At 46.0% G+C, this 13,784-nt stretch carries 13 protein-coding genes; 12 read left to right on the plus strand and 1 reads right to left on the minus strand.

All coding sequences use genetic code 11. The features are described 5' to 3' along the window. The first annotated feature begins 2 nt into the window (after positions 1-2). From nuoN to QYB97_RS10110, 12 genes are all read left to right on the plus strand, one after another. Complete coding sequence (gene nuoN, locus QYB97_RS10055) at positions 3-1,520, plus strand: NADH-quinone oxidoreductase subunit NuoN (RefSeq protein ID WP_301165864.1); 1,518 nt, start codon at positions 3-5, stop codon at positions 1,518-1,520. A gap of 191 nt (positions 1,521-1,711) precedes the next feature. Beyond that, positions 1,712-1,945, plus strand: a complete 234-nt coding sequence (locus tag QYB97_RS10060; RefSeq protein ID WP_301165865.1) for a DUF1146 family protein — start codon at positions 1,712-1,714, stop codon at positions 1,943-1,945. Between the two features lie 161 nt (positions 1,946-2,106). Continuing rightward, positions 2,107-2,850, plus strand: coding sequence for a YwmB family TATA-box binding protein (locus QYB97_RS10065; RefSeq protein ID WP_301165866.1), 744 nt, complete (start codon positions 2,107-2,109; stop codon positions 2,848-2,850). Positions 2,851-2,880: 30 nt separating this feature from the next. Further along, positions 2,881-4,197 (plus strand): UDP-N-acetylglucosamine 1-carboxyvinyltransferase, encoded by a 1,317-nt coding sequence (gene murA / locus QYB97_RS10070; protein WP_301165867.1) that lies wholly within the window; start codon positions 2,881-2,883, stop codon positions 4,195-4,197. A 258-nt stretch (positions 4,198-4,455) separates the two neighbouring features. Then, positions 4,456-6,117, plus strand: coding sequence for a M4 family metallopeptidase (locus QYB97_RS10075; protein WP_301165868.1), 1,662 nt, complete (start codon positions 4,456-4,458; stop codon positions 6,115-6,117). A 133-nt stretch (positions 6,118-6,250) separates the two neighbouring features. Continuing rightward, on the plus strand, positions 6,251-7,276 hold the full coding sequence (gene spoIID, locus QYB97_RS10080; RefSeq protein ID WP_301165869.1) for a stage II sporulation protein D: 1,026 nt from the start codon (positions 6,251-6,253) through the stop codon (positions 7,274-7,276). A gap of 181 nt (positions 7,277-7,457) precedes the next feature. Beyond that, positions 7,458-8,309, plus strand: coding sequence for a stage II sporulation protein SpoIIQ (spoIIQ, locus tag QYB97_RS10085; RefSeq protein WP_486599097.1), 852 nt, complete (start codon positions 7,458-7,460; stop codon positions 8,307-8,309). Between the two features lie 352 nt (positions 8,310-8,661). After that, positions 8,662-8,928 (plus strand): sporulation transcriptional regulator SpoIIID, encoded by a 267-nt coding sequence (spoIIID, locus tag QYB97_RS10090; protein ID WP_026677325.1) that lies wholly within the window; start codon positions 8,662-8,664, stop codon positions 8,926-8,928. 186 nt (positions 8,929-9,114) lie between these two features. Further along, positions 9,115-10,116: a rod shape-determining protein gene (gene mreB / locus QYB97_RS10095; protein ID WP_301165871.1), complete on the plus strand. Its 1,002-nt coding sequence runs from the start codon at positions 9,115-9,117 to the stop codon at positions 10,114-10,116. A gap of 264 nt (positions 10,117-10,380) precedes the next feature. After that, entirely contained in the window at positions 10,381-10,755 is a 375-nt protein-coding gene (locus QYB97_RS10100) for a DNA-directed RNA polymerase subunit beta (RefSeq protein ID WP_301165872.1), read from the plus strand. A gap of 136 nt (positions 10,756-10,891) precedes the next feature. After that, positions 10,892-11,320: a 3-hydroxyacyl-ACP dehydratase FabZ gene (gene fabZ, locus QYB97_RS10105; protein WP_090236549.1), complete on the plus strand. Its 429-nt coding sequence runs from the start codon at positions 10,892-10,894 to the stop codon at positions 11,318-11,320. A 225-nt stretch (positions 11,321-11,545) separates the two neighbouring features. Beyond that, the gene (locus QYB97_RS10110) at positions 11,546-11,752 is read left to right on the plus strand and encodes a hypothetical protein (RefSeq protein ID WP_283891408.1); all 207 of its coding nucleotides are present in this window, start codon (positions 11,546-11,548) and stop codon (positions 11,750-11,752) included. Between the two features lie 41 nt (positions 11,753-11,793). Here the strand turns inward: QYB97_RS10110 and asnB are convergent, their stop codons facing one another. Next, entirely contained in the window at positions 11,794-13,614 is a 1,821-nt protein-coding gene (gene asnB, locus QYB97_RS10115; protein WP_301165873.1) for an asparagine synthase (glutamine-hydrolyzing), read from the minus strand. Positions 13,615-13,784: the final 170 nt, after the last annotated feature.

Below are 13,784 nucleotides of genomic sequence, written 5' to 3' on the forward strand. Positions count from 1 at the left end.
CGATGGATTTACAAACCTTAACTTCAATGAATTGGGGAATCATGGCGCCGGAGTTTACTGTGCTGGGAACAGCGCTGCTTTTGTCACTGCTGGATTTGTTCATGCCCCGGCAAAAAAGCCGGAGGATGCTCGGCATTCTGTCCGCCGGGGGAATTGTCCTGGCGCTGGTCTTTTTGTTTCTGCAGTTCAGCCATGAACTGGCTTCTTTGTTTCATGACATGTACCGGCTCGATTCCTTTTCAAAAGCGTTTAAACTGATTCTCCTGCTGGGTACAGGGCTGATTTTAATTTTGGCCTATGATTATAAAATGGACCGGGAAGAGGAGTACCGGGGAGAATTTTATTATCTTCTGCTGACCGCTCTGCTTGGCGGACTGATCATGGCTTCAAGCGCAGATATGATCACGCTTTTTATTGGTCTTGAACTTCTTTCCCTGTCTTCGTACGTTATGGCGGGGCTGAGGAAGCGGGACAAAGAATCCAATGAAGCATCTTTCAAATATGTTGTAACTGGCGGAATTTCGACGGCAATCACCCTGTTCGGAATGAGCTATATCTTTGGCCTTACCGGTGAAACCAACCTGTATGCCATCGGAGCCGCCCTGCAGGATACGAGTATTCTGCAAAATCAGTTCTTAATCGCATTTGCCTTTTTTATCACCTTTGCCGGACTGACATTTAAAATTGCTTCGGCACCTTTTCATATGTGGGCGCCGGATGTTTATCAGGGGTCACCGCTTCCGGTCACTGCTTTTTTGAGCGTGGTCTCCAAGACCGCCGGTTTCGCGCTGATCCTGCGTTTCTTCCTGCTCGTTTTCAACTCGGCACCGGGAATTAAGGGAGATCCGCTGCTGTTTCAGGTTCAGCCCTACCTTGCGTTCCTTGCAGGGGCAACCATGATTGTGGGAAATCTTGTTGCCCTCCGCCAGCGGAACATTAAGCGGCTGTTTGCTTATTCATCCGTCGCACAGGCAGGATATATTCTCGTTCCGTTTGTTTCGGTCTCAGCGATGCTTTTTGAAACCACCTGGTTTTACCTGCTGGCCTACCTGTTTATGAACATAGGTGCATTTGCGGTGATCCAGGAAGTGACCGCGCAAAGCAAAACCCAGGATATTTCAGGGTTTGCAGGGCTTTTCCAGCGGTCGCCATGGCTTGCGGTCGCCATGACCATTTTTATTCTTTCTTTGGCAGGGATACCGGCCACCGCCGGGTTCATCGGGAAATTCGGCATCTTCATGAACGCGCTTGGCGCCTCACAAAGCCATTATATTCTTGCCGCAATTCTTGTGGGGACCACCGTTATTTCTTATTTTTACTACTTCAACATTATTGGACAAATGTTCTTCCGGCCGAAGCATGATAAAGAAAAATTACATCATAAAAAAGGGCTGCTTCTTGTGACGGTAGTCTGTGCAGCGGCAACTGTCCTGCTGGGAATCCTTCCCGGGACGGCATTGCATTTCTTTTATGAACAGTTTCAGCTGAGCGATTTTTTCCAGACAATGGAACAAAAATAAGGGCCTGCCCAAGCGGCAAGTCCTTATTTTTTTATTAAGCGCTTACATTATTGTCAGATTTGGGAACACCTTCAAAAATAGGACTTTTGTCTGTTCCTTTGTGGTAGAATACAGTTTATGCTACGTTCTATTGGTGCATGTGCTATCATGGCGGTTAGCTCTTAACCCCCAAATGGCAAGGAGGAAACCAAATGTTTGAACAGTCCGGGCAGCAGGCGCTGCTTGATATTCTTGTTCACCTGCTTTTCATTGGGATTACCTGGTGGGCCATGCAGGCATTAAATTTCGACACATTTATCAGAAAAGGCAAAGTGATTCAGGCCAGGGTGCTGTTTGTCCTCGTCACGATTGCTCTTGCCAGCCTCGTAAGCAACTTCTTTCTCGCATATTTGAATTATTCCACACAGCTTAAGTATTTATTTTAATAAACACAAAACAACCATATAGAGCCTATTCGAAGCAAAAGATTGTGCAATGTTTAACAAAATGAGCTGCGGGATGATGTCGGAATATGACTTCAACTTCCATGAATAACCTAACCTCCTCTGGCAAGAATGAGAAATAGAGGAGAGGACGGGTGGAAGATATGAAGAAAAGCATTATTTTGTTTTTTGTTATTTTATTTTTGTTTCACTCTTACCAGGTCATTCATGCACAGGAAATGAAAAGCTATTCCAAGCTTGCAGAAATGAAGGATGCCCTGGATCGAAGCAATGTTACTGTTAAAAATTGGTCCCTGTATACAAAAGGGAGTATAGGTTTTACGGAAGATGTAAATGGGTATCGTCAACAAGTGGCCTTATTAAAGAATGCCGCTCAAGGTTTTAAATGGAGCAGGATGAAAAGTAATGAGCACTTCAAAATAACCGGGGTGCGATTTTCAGCGTCAGGTCACGTAAAAGAGAGGATAACGCTGGTAGCCTACCCCCAAAAAGGAAAGCTGGCAACGTATCTTGTTTATGCGGCAAAAGGAAAGGGCTGGAATGAAAACGTAGTCCTTCCATTTATCCGCACGTACCATGATAGGGTCGCAACCTATTTTGAGGGAAAAAGTTCAACTTTCTCTTGTATCTCCGGGATACATAATGGTACAATGAATTTTGGTTTGTATAAACAAGCGCTTGAAATCATGACAACGTTCTCTGCTGTTCCGGTTGAGCAACTCAAGGAAGAGACGTTTGTATCAATCTCGGCATATACTAAGCAGTGGGATGAGAAAATTAACACAGCTCATAAAGCAATGAATCTGCAGATTGCAATCAGAAATCAAGGAATGGGCGGCCAAACTGCCGTCACAATTGGAACACCAATAATTACGTCTGAATATTAATATAGAAATTGGACGCGGAGGGGAATATCGTTGGAAAAAATCATTGTCCGTGGTGGTAGGCGGTTAGAAGGCTCTGTGAAAGTTGAAGGAGCAAAGAATGCCGTACTGCCTGTCATCGCAGCATCCATTTTAGCCAGTAAAGGCACAAGCACGATTAAAGATGTGCCGACCCTTGCTGATGTATATACGATTAACGAGGTCTTGCGTTATTTAAATATTGAAGTTAAGTTTGAGAATGGCCAAATCAAAGTGGACGCTTCAGGTTCTCTTAAAACAGAAGCTCCTTTTGAATATGTCCGAAAAATGCGCGCTTCTTTCCTTGTCATGGGGCCACTTCTTGCCCGTGTCGGGATTGCCAGAATTGCACTTCCTGGCGGTTGCGCCATCGGATCTCGTCCGATCGATCAGCATTTAAAAGGCTTTGAAGCCATGGGAGCTAACGTCAAGATTGGTAACGGGTTTATCGAAGCCAGCATTGATGGCCGCCTGCAGGGCGCAAAAATTTATTTGGATTTCCCAAGTGTAGGAGCTACCGAGAACATCATCATGGCTGCTGCCCTTGCTGAGGGAACTACCATTATCGAAAACGTTGCGAAAGAGCCTGAAATTGTCTGCCTGGCGAACTACATTAACTCCATGGGAGGAAAAGTAGTTGGTGCAGGAACAGGAACCATTCGCATTGAAGGCGTGGAAGAACTAAACGGAGCCGAGCACGCGGTTGTTCCTGACCGTATCGAAGCGGGTACGTACATGGTGGCCGCTGCGATTACCGGAGGCAACGTATTGGTAGAAGGCGCGATTTCCGAACACCTTCGTCCATTGATCGCAAAAATGGAAGAAATGGGAATCGACATTAAAGAAGAAGACAATGGCCTTCGTGTCATTGGACCAAAAGAACTAAAGCCTGTGGACATCAAAACGATGCCGCATCCTGGGTTCCCGACGGATATGCAATCACAAATGATGTCATTGCTCCTTCGGGCGAACGGTACAAGTGTCATTACAGAAACCGTTTTTGAAAACCGCTTTATGCACGTGGAGGAATTCCGCCGCATGAACGGAGATATCAAAATTGAAGGACGCTCAGCCGTAATCAATGGCCCTGTTTCATTACAGGGAGCTGAAGTTGCTGCAACAGACCTTCGTGCAGGAGCAGCCCTTGTTCTTGCCGGATTAGTGGCAGAAGGCTATACACGAGTGACCGAGTTGAAACACATTGACCGCGGTTACGTCAGATTTACAGAAAAGCTTCGTGATTTGGGCGCTGATATTGAGCGTGTAAATGAGGAAGCACCAAAAGTTGAAACAGAAGAAAAATCGGTATCATTAAAATCTAATCTTGCATAATTCATATTGAAAGCTTCCCGCCATCATGGCGGGAAGCTTTTTTGTGTCTGTCAATAGTCACAAAAACATATCTATCCCCTTGGATCAATGAAGTAATTTAGACCTAAATCAAGAGAGGGGAAATAGCCGGATAGTACAATATAATCAAAGTTTTCAAAATGTTTTGAATTTAAAAATAAATAGTGTACTATTAGTAGGGCAAGGCAATCTATCAGGTGGAGCGCCTTGTCATTCTACTTAGAAAAAGGGGATACGATTATGAAGAAAAAGGCTCTGGCAGTAGGGTTATCTTTGGGTATGGCGGCTTCTGTACTTTCTCCGGTCAGCTCGCTGGCTGCACCGAAAAATGTATTTTCAAGCTATAAGGTCAGCCAGGAAAAAGGAACGCCGGAATTTGTTTCAGGAAGTCTGACAAAAGCCTCAGGGAACCAGGCAGAAGCGGTTGTACTGGGCTATCTGAATCAGCAAAAGAGCTCCTATAAGCTTGGGTCGCAAAAAGCTGAAGATTCTTTTACTGTAGCCTCCAAGCAGAAGGACAAGCTGGGCTCAACGGTATTGCGCCTTCAGCAAGTGTATAAAGGGGTTCCGGTCTTTGGTTCTACACAGGCCGCAGTAGTGGACAAGGATGGCGTTTTAAAGGCCGTTTCCGGGTCGGTGGTCCCAAACCTTGATCAAAAAAGCAGCCTGAAGAATACAAAAAAGATTTCTGCCAAGAAAGCGATCGCTAAGGCTGTAAGCGATTTGGGCTACACACCTGATTATGAAAAAGCACCGACTGCCGATCTGGTTGTTTATACATCCGGCAATGAAGCGGTATATGCGTACCTTGTCAATTTAAATTTCCTTTCTCCAAAACCGGGGAACTATAATTATTTTGTGGAAGCAGCGACTGGTAAAGTTATTAATAAATATAACAATATTGATGAAGTTAACGGGCAGAAGGCTGCCGGCAAGCCGGGCGGCACATTGACAGGAACGAATGTGACCGGGACAGGAAAAGGAGTATTGGGTGATTCCAAAACACTGAGGACCTTAATGTCCGGTTCTACGTATTACCTGCAGGATAACACGAGGGGAAGCGGGATCTTTACATATGATGCCAAGAACCGCCAGTCACTGCCAGGCTCCTTATGGGCCGATGCGGACAATGCCTACAACGCCGCATATGATGCGCCTGCTGTAGATGCTCACTATTATGCCGGCGTCACGTACGACTATTATAAGAATGTTTTCGGAAGAAATTCCTATGACAATAAAGGCGCCGTTTTAAAATCAACCGTTCACTACAGCCGCAATTACAATAACGCCTTCTGGAACGGAGCTCAAATGGTTTACGGAGACGGGGATGGAACGACGTTTGTACCTCTTTCCGGCGGAATTGATGTTGTCGCCCATGAATTGACCCATGCGGTAACAGACACCAGCTCTGATCTTGTGTACCAAAATGAGTCAGGTGCCTTGAATGAAGCCATCTCTGATATCTTTGGCACACTCGTTGAATATTACGACAACCGCAATCCGGATTATGAAATCGGTGAAGATATCTATACACCAAAGGTTGCAAACGATGCACTCCGCTCCATGAGTGATCCGGCAAAGTATGGTGATCCGGATCATTACTCCAAGCGGTACACTGGTACAAGCGACAATGGAGGCGTACACACGAACAGCGGAATCATCAATAAACAAGCCTACTTGCTGGCTGCGGGAGGAACACACTATGGTGTAACCGTACCAGGCATCGGAAACAGCAAGCTGGGTGCGCTGTACTATCGTGCCAATACGGTTTACCTGACAGCCAATGCGACATTCAGCCAGGCAAGAGCGGCTCTTGTTCAATCAGCGGCCGATCTTTACGGTGCCGGGTCAGCTGAAGTCAACGCGGTAAACAAATCCTTCGATGCTGTAGGTATCTATTAAAATGAATGAAAACCCTGCGATGGCCGCAGGGTTTTTTCTATGAATCCAGGCGATAGAGTTAAAAACAAGTTCTAATAGGCTGCCGCTCTCCATAAATTATAGAGACTAATCAAATCAGTGGAGGCCAGCCTGAATGTTCATACGACTGAAGCCGATCAGCTTCTTCCTCTCTATTTTTGTACTCGTTCTTGTCCTGATTCCAGCCCTCGTCGTGCTTCCCTACTCTTCCAAAGCACCGCAATTGCTAGAAGCGAAGCCAAAGAAAATGCAGCCGAAATCAGTAGAAACACTTTCCTCCACGCTGGCTGTTCCGGTTTACCGGACAGCGGAAGAAAAGGTGGAGAAGGTGCCGCTCGAAGATTATGTAAAAGGGGTTGTTGCGTCAGAGATGCCTGCCGATTTTGAAATGGAAGCGCTGAAGGCACAGGCACTTACAGCGAGAACCTATATCGCCCGTATGCTCGCAAACAAGAAGGATGCGAACCTTCCCGGCGGGGCAGCGGTAACAGACTCCATCCTCTACCAGGTCTATAAGAGCGATGAGGAGCTGAAGAAGCTTTGGGGCAGTGATTACCAGAAGAAGATGCAGAAAATCACCAGAGCGGTAGCAGCGACCCGTGGAGACATTCTGACCTACGACGGGCAGCCCATTTTCGCCAGCTTTTTCTCAACCAGCAATGGATATACCGAGAATAGTGAGGAGTATTGGGGTACAAAATATCCTTATCTCAAAAGTGTGAAAAGCCCATGGGACAAAAGCACCCCCAAGTTTACTGAGAAGCAGGAGATTCCTCTGACAGAAGCAGAAAGCAAATTGGGAGTCAGAATCAAAGGCAATGGACCCATTGGCAAGGTTACAAATAAAACGGAGGGCAACAGAATAGCCACGATCATCATTGGCGGTAAAACCTTTACAGGAAAAGACGTGCGTGAAAAGCTCGGACTCCGTTCATCCGATTTCACCCTGACCAAAAAGGGCAGTAAGGTATTTGCGGCTACGAAAGGCTTTGGCCATGGCGTAGGCATGAGCCAGTATGGCGCCAACGGAATGGCAAAGGACGGCAAGAATTATAAGCAGATCGTTAAGTATTATTATAAGGGTGTCGCCATCACAGCCTATCATCCAGATGAAGAACGTTCCACTGTGAAAAATAACTAAACCCGGTCCAGGCGGCCGGGTTTTTTGCTGTAGATCTCCTGGAACGGAAGTCAACCTCTCCTTAAATATAGGACATGAATAATTTTCTTCCTTTTGTCGAAAAATAAATTCCCAAAATTTTTTCAAGCCAAAGTATATATTTTCTGAATTCTGTTCAGAATGGTTGCTGAGGTGATGATAAATGAAAGACGAAGAAAAACAAACCCAAAAAACTATTCCTCTAAAAGGGAGGAGAATGGGGAAATTCATGAAAAAACGCTGGGTATATCCCGCAATCTATCTTGCATTTGCTGCTGTCGTTCTTGCTTCTGTGCTTTGGTATCAAAACGATGCTTCCAATTCTAAAGATACGCAAAATGGTGCTTTCCAAAATAATGATAAGGCAGTACCGGTAAGCGTCTCCAAGGAAGTTTTCAAAATGCCGGCCAAGGATGCAAAAAACGTAGTGGTCAAAAAAGAATTCTTTAATCCTGATGCATCGGCAAAAGAACAAGAAGCTGCTCTCGTATTTTATAATAATATCTACTACCAAAACAAAGGAATCGACCTGGCTGCTGAGAGCGGAAAAACGTTTGATGTCACTGCTGCTATGAGTGGTAATGTTACAAAATCCGTGAAAGACCCTGAGCTTGGATATGTGGTAGAGGTTGAACATGCAAACGGCTTAATCACTCACTACTCTTCGCTCGCTTCCGTTAAGGTTAAAGAAGGCGACATGGTAAACCAAGGTGAAGTTGTCGGTGCTGCAGGCCAAAACCTGTACGACAAAGATGCCAAGATCCATGCTCACTTTGAAATCCGCAAAGACGGAATCGCTGTCGATCCTGTATCGGCATGGAACCAGTCCGCTTCCCAAATCGAGAAGCAAGTGGACAAGCAAGAAAAAGCAAGCAAAGCAGATGAAAAAGCATCCGTTGAACAAGATAAGTCTGACGCTGTTAAAGACAGCAGCGCAGCTCCTGAGAAAAACAAGGGAAAAGAATCTTCTTCAACCAGCGAAAATACAAAAGAATCCTCAGCTAAAGATAATTGAGGAATCGGAAAGCAGCCTGCCTGGTGCAGGCTGTTTTTTTGTTGTTCGGGAGTCGATCATTTCAGTCTTTTTCATAAAAGCCTTCCAATGCTGACCGCCTCTAAACGCCTGCTTCAGCTTTTCTCCTTGTCCCAGTTGAGATTTTGGCATATATGTCCGTTTGTCTTAATAAGATGTTACAAAACCTACAATTCTTTTGAGGGTGAGCGGTGAGAAGACGTAGTATGGCTGCGGTGAGAAGGGGACGGGACACTCTAAACATCATGAAAACTACACACAAGGACAGGTCGCGTAGCTTGAACATAGAAGTCTCTATCGCATCTCTCACATCCAATTTGGGGAGGCGAGTGGTGTGCACGATTACATCAAAGAACGAACCATCAAGATAGGAAGGTATATCGTGGAGACAAGAAAAACCGTGCGTATGATCGCAAAAGAATTTGGTGTCTCGAAAAGCACCGTTCATAAAGATCTGACGGAACGATTACCTGAGATTAATCCGGATTTGGCAAACAACGTGAAAGAGATCCTGGAGTATCACAAGTCCATCAGACATTTACGGGGTGGTGAGGCAACACGCGTGAAATACAAAAAAGGAGCGGAGGAAGTCGTTCAATAGAGCTCACCCGAAAGCGGCATGCATCTTGCATGCCGCTGAGCTATGCACAAGAAAATGTTCTAAAAAATTAACATATTTTTTAGCGGTTCAACAAAAGTTATGATAGAATGGTTTATTGGATAGAAATTCGAAAATTGACGAATTTTGTAAGATGTAACGGTTGAAACATACAGGGAGGATTTATGAATGTTTTCAAGGGATGTTGGTATTGATCTCGGTACGGCCAATGTATTGATATATGTAAAGGGCAAAGGCATCGTACTGGATGAGCCGTCCGTGGTTGCGATCGACACAAACACGGGGAAAGTGCTGGCGGTAGGAGAGGAAGCCCGAAGAATGGTGGGACGGACTCCTGCCAACATCGTGGCCATCCGCCCGCTGAAAGATGGCGTAATTGCCGATTTTGAAGTAACAGAGCAAATGTTAAGGCATTTTATTAATAAGATAAATGTAAAGGGCATGTTCACCAAACCGAGAATACTTATCTGCACCCCTGCAAACATTACCTCTGTAGAACAAAAGGCCATTCGTGAAGCAGCCGAAAAATGCGGCGGAAAAGCCATTTATCTGGAAGAGGAGCCAAAAGTGGCGGCTGTCGGTGCCGGCATGGACATCTTCCAGCCAAGCGGCAACATGGTTGTTGATATTGGCGGAGGAACAACGGATGTAGCTGTTCTGTCCATGGGCGATATCGTCACCGCTTCTTCTTTAAAAATGGCTGGGGACAAGCTTGACGGCGAAATCCTTAATTATATAAAGAAAGAATATAAGCTTCTTATTGGTGAAAGAACATCAGAAAATATTAAATTAAATGTGGCTACTGTTTTCCCCGGAGCGCGAAATGAAGAAATGGATATCCGGGGCCGGGATATGGTTACAGGCCTCCCGCGAACGATCACCATACATTCAGAAGAAATTACGCAAGCGCTGCTCGAACCGGTCATGATGATGGTCCAGGCGGCAAAAAGCGTGCTCGAACGGACACCTCCTGAATTGTCAGCGGATATTATTGACCGCGGTATTATTCTTACGGGCGGCGGGGCTTTGCTGCACGGAATTGATCAATTATTTGCACAAGAGTTAAGGGTTCCGATTTTTGTGGCGGAAGAGCCGATGAAAGCCGTAGCCAATGGAACGGGGCTTATGCTCGATCACATGGACAAATTGCCGAAACGAAGATTTAAATAATGGAAGACAGGTAAAGCCCGCCCAAAAAGGTGGGCTTTTGATTTTTCCGTACAGAAATTTCTATTGGACAAAACAGCAATCTTTCGGTAACGTTAGGTAATGGAAGGATCATCAACCGCTGCAATCAGCGCCGGTTGAAACGGTCCACCCCGGCAGTTTTTCGCTGCGGGGCATAATTTTAGAATTCCGGCTGGTGTAAATGCCAATCAAGTGCTGCGGGCCTCATAATGGGCCGACACTGACTTAAAGCAGGGCGCCCTTGATATGTCCAATGTGAGTGCAGGAAATGATGTGACTGGTCAACGGAATTCGTTAACAGGTGATGAAAAGATGGCTAACGAGCTCAGCAGGGAAGAGTACCGTAAAAATAAAATGGCAGAATCCACACAGAAGGAGGCGGTAAAGAAAAAGAAACCGGATCCTCAAGAAAGCAAAAAGCAGGAGACGGAAACCGGAACAGCGAGAAGATCGCGCTTTCCGATTTGGCTCCGATTGATTGTAATTATTGTTTTAATGGTGGTTTGCCTTGTGGTTGGAGCAATCATCGGTTATTCCGTGGTAGGCGACGGAAAAGCCGGGGATGTTTTCAAGAAGGAAACATGGACACATATTTCCGATTTGATTAACCAAAGAAAGTAATAGATGACAGAAAGAAGAGAGGGGGCCTATGAGCCCTCTTTTTTCAGGCCATTGGATTAACCTTTTTCATTCATGTATAATGTGCAGAGATACATAGAAAGCTAAGTACGTCATTAGAGGAAAAGGAGTCATTTCCATGAAATTAAACATTGAACAAATTAAAGAAATCATTCCCCACCGTTATCCTTTTTTACTGCTGGATACAATCGAAGAACTGGAGCCGGGAAAACGGGCGGTTGGCAAGAAAAACATAACGGCCAATGAGGAAGTCTTTAATGGCCATTTTCCTGACTACAATATCTTTCCTGGCGTGATGACATTGGAAGCGTGCGCGCAGACGGGTGCGGTTGCTCTTCTTTCCATGGAAGAATACAAGGGTAAGATTGCCATGTTCGCCGGTGCAGATAAAGTAAGATGGAAGCGTCAGGTAAGACCGGGAGATACACTGTTAATGGAAGTGGAGCTGCTTCAAATCCGCAGAGGAATCGGCAAAGGCAAAGTGACAGCGACGGTTGACGGAGAACTTGCCATGGATGCTGAAATTACGTTTGCAGTAGGAAGATAAGAGAAGATGGGCCTGTGAATTGTTGCTAAACAGCGGTTTACGGCCTTTTTTGTCGTCTTTTTTTAAGGGAGTATCAATAACTTTAATCTACTGTAAAGCCTGTGTAAGGTATTGGTAAATCGGGTTTATACCTCGTTTTTTCTTGATATAGTAAGGATAGAACCGCTGGTGATCAGGTGTAGCGGGGCGGTTCCAATCTGAACTGATCGAAGGGAGAACGATGGGATGAATAAAAGCTTTTTAATGAAAATTGGGGCTTCTCTTTTGGCGATTATGTTAATGACAGCTTGTAACAGCAACAGCGACACCGAAAAACAGGATTCCAGCACAGGAACCGAACAGAAGGTAGATGACGAGAAAAAGGCAGACCAGACAAGCACGGACAGCGAAACAAAAGAAACAGGCACAGATACTGAAAAGTCTGATCAATAAATGTAAAAAAGGCACGCCCCGCGAGGGCGTGCCTTTTACTGTTATACAAGCTTGATATGATAATCCTTCAGCCAGGTGTTGACATGAATCAAGTATTCCATCAGCTTGGTGGCCTGTCCTCCGCTGATTCCTGTTTTCCCCTCGGCAATCGCTCTGATTTTTGAAGCATCAACCAGAGAATTGACAGGTGCGTTGCTGTCATTTACAATGTCCAGCAGCCAGTTCTTGATTCCTCCAAAATAAACCGGATCCTGTGCGGTTGGATACGCACTCTTGCGGCGGTTCCTCACATCATCCGGAAGGTAGCTCTTTAATGCACGGCGCAGAATTCCCTTCTCGATGTTATCCACGCTTTTGACCTCCCATGGAACATTCCAAAGGTACTCCACCAAACGGTAGTCGCAGAATGGCACACGAACCTCAAAGCCCACGGCCATGCTCATGCGGTCTTTGCGGTCGAGCATGAACGGAAGGAAGCGGGTAATAAACTGGTAGGACATCTGGCGCTGTTTGGCGCCAATTTCACTTTCACCCTCCAGGGCCGGAACTTCGGCCAGCGCCTCCTGATAACGGCGGTCTGCATAAGCATCCGGCTGGATGGAACGAGCGGCTTCTTCCGAAAGAATGTTGGAGAAATAGCCTCTGCTCTGTCGCCACGGGAACGTGGTGCCATTCAGGAATTCATCCTGGTGGAACCAGGGATATCCGCTGAAGACCTCATCAGCGGACTCACCGGATAAAGCGACCGTTGCATCCTTTTTCATCTCTCTGAACAGCAAGTAGAGAGAGGTCTCCATCTCGCCCAGCCCCGGCAGATCCCTTGCATACATGGGCTTCAAAAAGTTATCCAGCAGTTCATTTGCGCCAAGGACGGTAGAATGGTGTTCTGTTCCCACATGCTCGGACACCCGCTGAACCCATGGTGCATCAAGGCCGAGGTGAAGCAGGTCCGTTTGGAAATGCTCTGCGCTGTTGGCAAAATCAATGGAATAAGTGTGAAGAATTTTGCCTGCCTCTTTGAAGTCCTTTCCGGCCATAGCGGTCAAACCACTGGAATCCAGTCCGCCTGAAAGCATGGAAACGAGGGGCAAATCCGCAATTAATTGCCGCTTTACCGTATCTTCTAAGAGAGCCTGGATTTTTTCAGTGGTTTGCTCCACCGTATCGGTATGCTCCTTGCTTTCGAGTTTCCAATAGTGGCGCACGGCGGTTTTATTGCTTGTAAAGGTGACGCTGTGGCCCGCACGCACCTCTTTTACATCTTTAAAGACACCAACTCCAGGTGTACGCATGGGACCGAGCGCAAACACTTCTGCAAGTCCTTCCTGATCAACCTCCGGCTCGATGTCCGGGTGGGCAAGAAGCACTTTCAGCTCGGAACCGAAAACAATGGAATTTCCTCTTTGGGCATAAAAGAGAGGCTTCACGCCAAGGTGATCCCTGCCCAAAAACAGTTTCTGTCTTTTCTCATCCCAGATGGCAAACGCAAAAATACCATTGAGATGATCTACGCACTCTTCTCCCCACTCCATGTAGGAATGCAGGAGAACTTCTGTATCGGATTGGGTGCGGAATGCGTGTCCGCGGCCCTCCAGTTCTTTTCTCAGCTCAAGAAAATTGTAAATTTCACCGTTATAGGTTAACGCGAGTGTCTGATCACCTTGCTCATGAAGCATCGGCTGCAATCCGCCCTTTGGATCGATAACAATCAGGCGGCGGTGGCCGAAAACGGCACGGGGTGAAAACCAATAACCATTTGCGTCAGGTCCGCGATGCTCAATCGCTCCTGTCATATCCCGCAAAATGGATTGTTGTTGAGAAATATCTTCTGACCAGTTAACCCAGCCTGCAATACCACACATACTAACATCTCCCTGCATGATTTAATGATGCAAGAGCAATGGTAACATCTATTAACGTTTACGTGAACGTGAGATATGACCTATTTTTATACAGGAAACCCGTGTTTGCCATACTTATACCGCGGTCCGCAATAGTCCGTTGTGAGGATAATAAAAAAAACCGCTCCTTA

It is taken from the genome of Fictibacillus fluitans, assembly GCF_030418125.1.
GTDB lineage: Bacteria > Bacillota > Bacilli > Bacillales > Fictibacillaceae > Fictibacillus_C > Fictibacillus_C fluitans.

Excerpts from the sequence above, each read along its gene's own strand:
- nuoN (WP_301165864.1), top strand. The coding sequence starts at position 3 with ATGGATTTACAAACCTTAACTTCAATGAATTGGGGAATCATGGCGCCG.
- QYB97_RS10060 (WP_301165865.1), top strand. The coding sequence starts at position 1,712 with ATGTTTGAACAGTCCGGGCAGCAGGCGCTGCTTGATATTCTTGTTCAC.
- QYB97_RS10065 (WP_301165866.1), top strand. The coding sequence starts at position 2,107 with ATGAAGAAAAGCATTATTTTGTTTTTTGTTATTTTATTTTTGTTTCAC.
- QYB97_RS10075 (WP_301165868.1), top strand. The coding sequence starts at position 4,456 with ATGAAGAAAAAGGCTCTGGCAGTAGGGTTATCTTTGGGTATGGCGGCT.
- spoIID (WP_301165869.1), top strand. The coding sequence starts at position 6,251 with ATGTTCATACGACTGAAGCCGATCAGCTTCTTCCTCTCTATTTTTGTA.
- spoIIQ (WP_486599097.1), top strand. The coding sequence starts at position 7,458 with ATGAAAGACGAAGAAAAACAAACCCAAAAAACTATTCCTCTAAAAGGG.
- mreB (WP_301165871.1), top strand. The coding sequence starts at position 9,115 with ATGTTTTCAAGGGATGTTGGTATTGATCTCGGTACGGCCAATGTATTG.
- QYB97_RS10100 (WP_301165872.1), top strand. The coding sequence starts at position 10,381 with ATGTCCAATGTGAGTGCAGGAAATGATGTGACTGGTCAACGGAATTCG.
- fabZ (WP_090236549.1), top strand. The coding sequence starts at position 10,892 with ATGAAATTAAACATTGAACAAATTAAAGAAATCATTCCCCACCGTTAT.
- QYB97_RS10110 (WP_283891408.1), top strand. The coding sequence starts at position 11,546 with ATGAATAAAAGCTTTTTAATGAAAATTGGGGCTTCTCTTTTGGCGATT.
- asnB (WP_301165873.1), bottom strand. The coding sequence starts at position 13,614 with ATGTGTGGTATTGCAGGCTGGGTTAACTGGTCAGAAGATATTTCTCAA.